General features: G+C 61.5%; 8 protein-coding genes. 5 read left to right on the top strand and 3 right to left on the bottom strand.

Translation table 11 applies throughout. The features are described 5' to 3' along the window. Window positions 1-37: 37 nt before the first annotated feature. From V7080_RS21790 to V7080_RS21780, 3 genes are all read left to right on the top strand, one after another. Window positions 38-748, top strand: coding sequence for a thiol:disulfide interchange protein DsbA/DsbL (locus tag V7080_RS21790; RefSeq protein WP_334190485.1), 711 nt, complete (start codon window positions 38-40; stop codon window positions 746-748). Window positions 749-833: 85 nt separating this feature from the next. Next, entirely contained in the window at window positions 834-1,637 is an 804-nt protein-coding gene (locus tag V7080_RS21785; protein ID WP_334190484.1) for an SDR family oxidoreductase, read from the top strand. A 10-nt stretch (window positions 1,638-1,647) separates the two neighbouring features. Further along, complete coding sequence (locus V7080_RS21780; protein ID WP_334190483.1) at window positions 1,648-2,451, top strand: helical backbone metal receptor; 804 nt, start codon at window positions 1,648-1,650, stop codon at window positions 2,449-2,451. 18 nt (window positions 2,452-2,469) lie between these two features. On the opposite strand, the gene V7080_RS21775 is transcribed toward V7080_RS21780, so the two are convergent. From V7080_RS21775 to V7080_RS21765, 3 genes are all read right to left on the bottom strand, one after another. After that, on the bottom strand, window positions 2,470-2,874 hold the full coding sequence (locus V7080_RS21775; protein WP_334190482.1) for a hypothetical protein: 405 nt from the start codon (window positions 2,872-2,874) through the stop codon (window positions 2,470-2,472). A gap of 346 nt (window positions 2,875-3,220) precedes the next feature. Then, window positions 3,221-4,150, bottom strand: a complete 930-nt coding sequence (locus V7080_RS21770) for a DMT family transporter (RefSeq protein ID WP_334190481.1) — start codon at window positions 4,148-4,150, stop codon at window positions 3,221-3,223. Between the two features lie 107 nt (window positions 4,151-4,257). Next, a complete protein-coding gene (locus V7080_RS21765; RefSeq protein ID WP_334190480.1) occupies window positions 4,258-5,346 on the bottom strand; it encodes an MBL fold metallo-hydrolase in 1,089 nt (362 codons plus the stop codon). Between the two features lie 143 nt (window positions 5,347-5,489). On the opposite strand from V7080_RS21765, the gene V7080_RS21760 reads away from it, so the two are divergent. Together V7080_RS21760 and V7080_RS21755 are read left to right on the top strand one after the other, a co-directional pair. Continuing rightward, on the top strand, window positions 5,490-5,933 hold the full coding sequence (locus tag V7080_RS21760; protein ID WP_334190479.1) for a MerR family transcriptional regulator: 444 nt from the start codon (window positions 5,490-5,492) through the stop codon (window positions 5,931-5,933). 98 nt (window positions 5,934-6,031) lie between these two features. Continuing rightward, window positions 6,032-7,216: an isovaleryl-CoA dehydrogenase gene (locus V7080_RS21755; RefSeq protein ID WP_334190478.1), complete on the top strand. Its 1,185-nt coding sequence runs from the start codon at window positions 6,032-6,034 to the stop codon at window positions 7,214-7,216. Window positions 7,217-7,269: the final 53 nt, after the last annotated feature.

Raw genomic sequence — 7,269 nt, 5'->3', positions numbered from 1 at the left:
TCTCGAAATGAATCAAGACATAGTGAAAAGGAAACATATGCGTTTTTTCAAGCATGCATTGGCCGCATTGAGCCTGGGCCTCGTCGCGCTTGGTGCCGGCGCCTCGCCTGCCAATCCACAGAATGGCGTTGATTACCGTACGCTCGACAAGCCACAGCAGACCGACTCCGGCAAGAAGGTCGAAGTCACCGAATTCTTCTGGTATTCCTGTCCGCACTGCAATGCGCTGGAGCCGGCGCTGGTTGACTGGGTGAAGAAGCAGGGCGACAAGATCGTCTTCAAGCGGGTGCCGATTGCGTTCCGCGATTCCTTCGTGCCGGAACAGAAGCTGTACTACACGCTGGAAACGCTCGGCCGCCTGGATGACCTGCATCCGAAGGTGTTCCAGAGCGTGCACGAGCAGAAGCGTCCGCTCAACAGCGAAGCCTCGATCACTACATGGGCAGTGGCGCAGGGACTGGACAAGCAGAAGTTCCTGGATGTATTCAACTCCTTTGGCGTGCAAAGCAAGGTTGGCCGGGCGAAACAATTGCAGGTTGCCTACCAGGTCGACGGTGTGCCGCTGATCGCCATCGATGGCCGTTACCTGACTTCGCCGTCCATTGTCGGCAACAGCATGCGCAATCAGCCGGAGGAAGCGCTGCAGGCAGGTACCTTGCAGGTGATGGATTGGCTGGTGGCCAAGGCTGCCAAGGAAAAAGGCGCCGGCGGCATGACGCCTGCGGCGGCTGAAGCGCCGAAAAAGTAAGCGGCACATTCCGCTTCGGCAGAGTCCGTCACTCGTGAGAGGGCGGACTTTTTTATTGGGCATGCAATTAACGGACATGCATTGAATGAACACTTCCCTTATGAGCAAACGCGTATTCATCACCGGTGCATCGAGCGGGATCGGTGCTGCACTGGCACGGCACTACGCTGAGCAGGGCGCCATGGTCGGGCTGGTGGCGCGCCGCCGCGAAGTGCTGCAGCAGCTTGTCGCCGGTTTGCCGCATCCGCAGCGCCACCGGATCTATCCGCTCGACGTGACCGATCATGCGGCTCTGGCAGCGGCGGCTGCCGATTTCATCGCAGCCGGCAACGGCATCGACGTGGTCATCGCCAATGCCGGTATTTCGCAGGGAACGCTGACCGAATTCAAGGAAGACCTGCCGGTATTCGAACGCATCGTCGCCACCAACGTATCGGCTACCGTCGCTACTTTCGCACCCTTCGTCGCCGCGATGAAAGCGCAGGCCCGGGCGGGCGACAAGGGCTGCCGGTTGGTCGGCATCGGCAGCGTGGCGGGCATACGCGGACTGCCCGGAGCGGGCGCTTACAGTGCTTCCAAGGCAGCAGTCATCAGCTACTGCGAATCACTGCGGGTGGAGCTGCGATCCAGCGGCGTCCGCGTGGTGACGATCGCACCGGGCTATATCGATACTCCGATGACGCAGGTGAACACCTATCCGATGCCGTTCCTGATGCCGGCGCCGCGCTTCGCCGCGAAGGCGGCGGCGGACATCGCCCGGGGCGCCAGTTATTCGGTCATACCGTGGCAGATGGGCGTGGTGGCCAAGCTGCTCCGCCTGCTGCCGAACTGGGCATACGACCTTGCATTTTCAAAGGCACCGCACAAGACGCGGCAGGCCGGACATTGACGGGGGCGGCATGGACCTGATCGACGCCATCGGACAATCCCACCTGCCGGTACCGGATTTGGAGGCTGTGCGCATTGTCTCCCTCGTTCCTTCGCTGACCGAACTGTTGTGCGCACTCGGATTGGCGCCCCAGCTCGTCGGGCGCACCGGGTTCTGCGTGCATCCGGCGGATGTGGTGCAGGCGATCCCGAAAATCGGCGGCACCAAGGATGTCAATATCGAGAAGATCCGCCGCCTGGCCCCGACGCATCTGGTGGTGAATATCGATGAGAACGAAAAGCCGACCGTGGACAAGCTGGCGGCATTCATCCCTCACCTGATCGTGACCCATCCGCTTGCGCCACGCGACAACCTGGCGCTATACCGACTGATGGGCGGCATCTTCGGCGCACAACCGCGCGCCGATGCATTGTGCGCTTCGTTCGAAAGGGAGCATGCCGCGCTGGCGGCGCTGCCGCCGCGTCCGCCGCAAAAAGTGCTGTACTGCATCTGGAAAGACCCGTGGATGACCGTCTCGCCCGATACCTATATCGCGGCGATGCTGAAGGAAATCGGCTGGCAGTGTGAAAGCGGGGTGCCCGATGGCCGCCGCTATCCGGCATTCGAGTGGTCCGACGAACTGGTGCGCTCGGTCGATGCGGTGCTGTTGTCCACCGAACCGTACCGGTTTACCGAAGCCCATGCGGATGCGCTGGAGCGGCAGATCGGCAAACCGGTACAGCTGGTCGATGGTGAAATGATGTCCTGGTACGGAAGCCGTGCGATTGACGGACTGCGGTATCTGCAGCGGCTGGCGATGGGAGAGGTAAGTTAAGGCGAACTGGGCGGCGCGCTATTTCTTGCGGTTGATCCGCACCAGCATGCGCAGTATCTCGCGGGCGATGGATTGGTGATGCTCGTCGAGGCGCTGGAGATCGGCGATCAGCTTCACGTCGGCACTTTCGAAACGGGAGGGCGCGCCGGTCGCATCGGCAGTCGGCTGCATTTCATTGCCGCCGAAACGCAGCCACTCGGCCGGTACGCCAAGCCATTGCGCGAGGGTACGCAGTTTTTCCTGGGTGGGAATGGCCTCTCCCACCAGCCATTTGCGTGCCGCATGGACGGTAATTGGACGGCCTTCAAAACGGATATTGAATTCCCGTGCCAGCTGTGTCGGACTATCGGGAGAATACTCGGCGTTTCGCAGTGCTTGCTGCAGGCGTTCGCTAAAACCTTCTCGTTCAATTGATGGATTCATTACTACGCACTATTCCATGTCTCGTCGTGACAGTCAGTCTTTGCAACGTAGCAACTAGTTGTGACCGAAAGTGTTAAGCATAATTAACACATTATCGCAGACACAATCCCATTTCCCCTCTGCATTCGACAATATGTTTGATATGAATGGGTACTTTTTGCCGCTCTTGCAATGGCAAACGCTTGACGAGGAAAGCGCTGCATTGGAGCGCTGGCATAAAAGCTGATATATCCGGGCAAAAACGGGCGATAACCGGAGCGCCGAAGCGTAATCAGCAATTTAGAACAGCCCGCATCCCCAATAGTTCATGCCTCGCACGCGATTCAATTGCACGAATGAATGTCGGTCACCGGTTCGTCAGGGTCACGCCGGCGATGACCAGGGCACCGCCCACGAGCATTGAGATGAGGATGGGTTCACGCAGCAGCAGGGCGCTGAGCAGGATGCCGAACACCGGCACGAGGTTGTTGAACACGGCAGTGCGTGCCGGCCCGATCGCCTTGACGCCCTCGTAGTACCAGATGAAGCCGATCGCCGTCCCGAATGCGCCGAGATACACGATCGACGCGATGACCTGCCAGGTAAAGCGCGCCGGGTCCAGTTCCGGCAACTCGAAGGCCGCGCCGGCACACAGCAGCAGCAAGCCCCATAACGATGCATACGTCGTTGCGGCGATCGGCGAGAGTCCCTTGAGGGCGTGGCGGCCGATGATGGTATAGGCGGCCCAGCCGGAAATGCCGCAGAACATCAGAAGTTCCCCCATTCCGATCGACTGTGAAATGTCCCGTACCGCGCCGGCTAGATCGCCTCGGGTAATGATGACTGCTGCACCGGCGAAGGCAATGCCGATGCCGACCCACTTGCGCGCCGCGAGGCGCTCGCGAAACAGGAAAGCCAGCGCGAGCGCCGTCACGATCGGGTTGAGAGCGACGAACAACGCAGTGCGGCCCGCCGGCATGCGCGATAGTGCGGCGAAAAAGCACAGGTTGTAGAGAAAAATGCCGGTGGCGCCGAGGGCAAACGTCGCCAACAATTGCGAGCGGTTCAGCCGTGGCAGGCCGCCCTCCAGTTTGTAGGCCAGCGGCAGCAAGAGCAGGCAGGCGACGGCGAATCGTCCGCTGGCGGCAGTGAGATGGGGAACCGCCTGCGCAATGATGCGGCCGGCGATGAAGGTGCCGCCCCAGAACAAGGCGACGAACACCAGCTTGATGTAGACCGACAGGGGGACGGATGCGACGGCGGGAGTGGCGAGGGGTGAAGCGGGAGTGTTTTTCATGCACGTGCCGGAAGCGGATCTGGCGCTGGATAGAAGGCCGTGGTTGTACCACTGGTGCATGGCACGCCCCGGCGGATCGACCGGGGCGGCCTGCGATGTGGCAGAGCTTATGACTTGCGGAAACGGATTATGCCGTCTTTGCCGTTTTCTCGCCGGAGGACGCCATCGAACCACAGCTTGTGCAAGTGTGCCAGCGCTTCGCCAAGCGCGAAGGTCAGTTGGTGTGCATCCAGTTCGCGGCGAAACATCACAGGAACGATGTCTGCAGCGGACTGGGGTGACGCGCAGGCGTCGACCACCTCCGCCAGGCGTTCACGGTGATGGTCGTTCAACTGGGCAATGCGGGTATGCAGGCCGCGGAACGGCTTGCCGTGCGACGGCAGCACCAGCGTATCGTGTGGCAGGCCGGCATATTTTTCCAGCGAATCGAGATACTGCTGCACCGGATTGGCTTCCGGTTCGATCGCGAATACCGACACATTGGTGGAGATGCGCGGCAGCACCATGTCGCCGGAAATCAGGACGTTCAGATCGGCGCAATACAGCGACACATGTTCCGGCGCATGGCCGAAACCGGTGATCACGCGCCAATCATGCCCGCCAATGCCGATGGCCTGCCCGTCCTGGATGCGGCGGTACGCCGCGGGCACCGCCGGCACCAGCGTCGGGTAATAGCTTTTTCGTCCCTGCAACTGCTCCAGCATTGCCGGATCGGTCAATCCGTGGCGCTGGAAATGCGGCAGCATGGCCGTACCGTCGACGCCCGGCAGCGCGGCCGACATCATGCGGGCAAACGCGTATTCGCCGGCGGTCATCCACAGGGGTGCCTTCCAGCGGGAGCACAGCCAATCCGACAGGCCGACGTGGTCGGGGTGGCAATGGGTGACGATGACGCGCAGGATGGGCAGGCCGTCCAGCACTGTCGAAAACAGGTTTTCCCAGGAAGCGCGGGTGGCGTCATTCGAGATGCCGCAATCGATCACGGTCCAGCCGTCCTGCATGCCGCCGCTGCCGCTGCCATTGCCGTTGTCGCTATTGTCAAGACGATCACGCACCAGCCAGAGATTGATATGGTTCAGGGCGAACGGCAGGCCCATCCGGAGCCAGTACAGGCCGGGGGCCACCTGGTGCACCGTACCGGGTTCGGGCAGCGTTTCGCCGAAGGCGTAATCGAGTTGGGATTCAAGCGGATTCATGAGCGCGCGTTGGAGAAAGAAGAATGTGGGAGGGGAAAGTTTGCAGGTTCACATTTCAGGCATGCGCGCCTACAATATGTTGACGTTAACGTTAACTGCCATTCTAAACACATTCGCTTTTCAGCGTACAGCGGGACGCCACCATGCCGACCTACACCATTACCGAACTGGCGCGCGAATTCGATATCACGCCGCGCGCGATCCGTTTCTACGAAGACCAGGGCTTGCTCAGTCCGAAGCGGGAAGGGGCGGGAGGACGTACCCGCGTGTACAGCGCACGCGAACGCACGCGGCTCAAGCTCACCTTGCGCGGCAAGCGGCTCGGGCTCAGCCTGTCGGAGATCAAGAGCCTGGTCGACATGTATGAATCGCCGCGCGATACGGCGGCGCAGCTCAAGCGCTTCCTGGCGGTGCTTGCCCAGCATCGCGAAATGCTGGAACGGCAGCAGGAAGACCTGCAGATTACGCTGGCGGAGATCGCCGCGCACGAGGAGCAATGCCGGCGCATGCTGGAGGAGGACAAGCCGGCGAAGGCGTCGCCGGCCGCCAGGAAGCCGGTCGTGAGGCGCCTCAAGGATGCCGCCTGATCGCCGCCAATTGACGTTTACGTTAACGTCAATTGGCGGTTTGATTTTGCGCGACTGGCACCTTCTTTCCATTCCAATCCCCTTCCCGCGAGGACGACATGATGCATTTGCCCGGCTTGACCTTTGATCATGGCGAGGATATCGCCGCGCTGCGCGAGACCGTGCAGCAATTCGCGCAGGCGGAAATCGCGCCGCGTGCCGCCGAGATAGACCGCAGCGACCAGTTCCCGATGGATCTGTGGAAGAAGATGGGCGACCTCGGCCTGCTCGGCGTGACGGTCGACGAGGAATACGGCGGCACGGCGATGGGCTATCTCGCGCACATCGTCGCGATGGAAGAGATCTCGCGTGCCTCGGCGTCGGTCGGCCTGTCCTACGGCGCCCATTCCAATCTCTGCGTCAACCAGATCCGCCGCAACGGCACGCCGGAACAGAAAGCCAAATACCTGCCGAAGCTGATTTCCGGCGATTTCATCGGCGCGCTGGCGATGTCGGAGCCGGGCGCCGGGTCCGACGTGGTGAGCATGCGGCTGCGCGCCGACTGGAAGGGCGACCGCTGGGTACTCAACGGCACAAAAATGTGGATCACCAACGGGCCTGACGCCGATGTGCTGGTCGTCTATGCGAAGAACGATATCGAGGCCGGCCCGCGGGGCATGACCGCCTTCCTGGTGGAAAAGGGTGCGAAGGGATTCAGCGTCGCGCAGAAGCTCGACAAGCTCGGCATGCGCGGCTCCCATACCGGCGAACTGGTTTTCGAGGATTGCGAAGTGCCGGCGGAAAACGTGCTCGGCGGCCTCGGCAAGGGCGTCAATGTGCTGATGTCCGGCCTCGACTACGAACGCGCGGTGCTCTCGGGCGGTCCGCTCGGCATCATGCAGGCCTGCATGGACGTGGTGGTGCCGTATGTCCATGACCGCAAGCAGTTCGGCCAGCCGATCGGCGAATTTCAATTGATGCAAGGCAAGCTGGCCGACATGTATTCGACCATGATGGCCTGCAAGGCATATGTCTATGCGGTCGGGCAGGCCTGCGACCGGGCCAAGACCCCGGAAGCGGCGCGCGCCTTGCGCAAGGATGCGGCCGGGGCGATCCTGTATTCGGCGGAAAAGGCGACATGGATGGCGGGCGAGGCGATCCAGGCGCTGGGTGGCAACGGGTATATCAATGATTACGCGACTGGACGATTGTGGCGGGATGCGAAGCTGTATGAGATCGGTGCGGGAACGAGCGAGATCCGGCGGATGCTGATCGGGCGGGAGTTGTTCGCGGAGACGAAGTGAGATAGGACACACAACTGCCGGTTCCCTCCCCCTCGTAGGGGGAGGGTTAGGGA

It is taken from the genome of Noviherbaspirillum sp., from assembly GCF_036846085.1.
GTDB lineage: Bacteria > Pseudomonadota > Gammaproteobacteria > Burkholderiales > Burkholderiaceae_D > Noviherbaspirillum.
Note: the sequence above shows the minus strand (reverse complement) of the source record. Positions and strands in the feature narration are given on the sequence as shown.

Bases quoted from the DNA above. Each gene is read 5' to 3' on its own strand.
- V7080_RS21770 (WP_334190481.1), bottom strand. From the start codon at position 4,150: ATGAAAAACACTCCCGCTTCACCCCTCGCCACTCCCGCCGTCGCATCC.
- V7080_RS21760 (WP_334190479.1), top strand. From the start codon at position 5,490: ATGCCGACCTACACCATTACCGAACTGGCGCGCGAATTCGATATCACG.
- V7080_RS21790 (WP_334190485.1), top strand. From the start codon at position 38: ATGCGTTTTTTCAAGCATGCATTGGCCGCATTGAGCCTGGGCCTCGTC.
- V7080_RS21755 (WP_334190478.1), top strand. From the start codon at position 6,032: ATGATGCATTTGCCCGGCTTGACCTTTGATCATGGCGAGGATATCGCC.
- V7080_RS21785 (WP_334190484.1), top strand. From the start codon at position 834: ATGAACACTTCCCTTATGAGCAAACGCGTATTCATCACCGGTGCATCG.
- V7080_RS21775 (WP_334190482.1), bottom strand. From the start codon at position 2,874: ATGAATCCATCAATTGAACGAGAAGGTTTTAGCGAACGCCTGCAGCAA.
- V7080_RS21765 (WP_334190480.1), bottom strand. From the start codon at position 5,346: ATGAATCCGCTTGAATCCCAACTCGATTACGCCTTCGGCGAAACGCTG.
- V7080_RS21780 (WP_334190483.1), top strand. From the start codon at position 1,648: ATGGACCTGATCGACGCCATCGGACAATCCCACCTGCCGGTACCGGAT.